General features: G+C 57.3%; 1 protein-coding gene. It reads left to right on the top strand.

Annotated features, from left to right (window positions below; genetic code table 11):
- Nucleotides 1-1,021 (top strand): IS1182 family transposase (locus IVB13_RS00025; protein ID WP_247487227.1); only part of this gene is annotated, 1,021 nt, incomplete at both ends.

Raw genomic sequence — 1,021 nt, 5'->3', positions numbered from 1 at the left:
CCAGCGTTGCGATCGACGGCAGCAAATTCAAAGCAGTCAATAATCGCGATAAGAACTTCACGCGCGGCAAAGTCGAGCGGCGGCGCACGCAATTGGAGGAGAGTGTTGCGCGCTATCTCGCTCAGCTCGATACCGCCGACCGGCAGGAGCCGTCGGAAACACTGGAGTTAAAAAAGACGCGGATCAAAGAACGGCTCAAAAATCTGACCGTTGAAATGGCGAAACTCGCAGCGATTGAAAAACAGGTTCTGGCGTCGCCCGATCAGCAGATATCGTTCACTGATCCCGACAGCCGTTCGATGGCCACGAGCGGCCGTGGTTCTGGCGTCGTCGGCTACAACGTGCAGACGGCGGTTGATACAGAAAACCATCTGATCGTCGCGCACGAGGTGACAACAAGCGGCTCAGACCGGTCGCAACTTGCAAACATAGCCCGGCAAGCCAAAGCCGTTCTTGAGGCCGACACGCTCGATGTTGTCGCCGATCGCGGCTACTTCAAGGGTGAAGAAATCGTGACGTGCGAGCAATCTGGCATCACGGTGACTTTGCCCAAGCCGATGACATCGGGTGCGAAGGCTTCGGGACGCTTCGGCAAACAGGACTTTGCTTATCTGCCAAATGAGGATGTTTATCGCTGCCCTGCCGGTGAGAAACTCAAATATTATTATACCAACGACGAAGACGGCCAGAAGCTGCGCAACTATTGGACGAACGCCTGCAAAACCTGTCCACTCAAATCGAAGTGCACGCCGAGCCCACAACGCCGTATCAAGCGATGGGTGCACGAGGACGTTCTCGAACGCGCTCAGGCGCGGCTCGACAAGAATCCAAACGCCATGCGCACACGCCGCGAGACCGTCGAGCATCCGTTCGGCACACTGAAGATGCGCATGGGCGCGACGCACTTCTTGTGCGTGACGCTGCCGAAAGTTGCGACCGAGATGGCGCTGTGCGTGCTCGGCTACAATCTGACACGCGTGCTGAACATCGTCGGGATGAAACCGCTGCTGGCGGCGGTGAG

This window comes from Bradyrhizobium sp. 17 (assembly GCF_023073515.1).
In the GTDB taxonomy this organism is placed as follows: domain Bacteria; phylum Pseudomonadota; class Alphaproteobacteria; order Rhizobiales; family Xanthobacteraceae; genus Bradyrhizobium; species Bradyrhizobium canariense_D.
The sequence above is the reverse complement of the archived record's forward strand: the minus strand, read 5'-3'. Positions and strand labels throughout refer to the sequence as shown.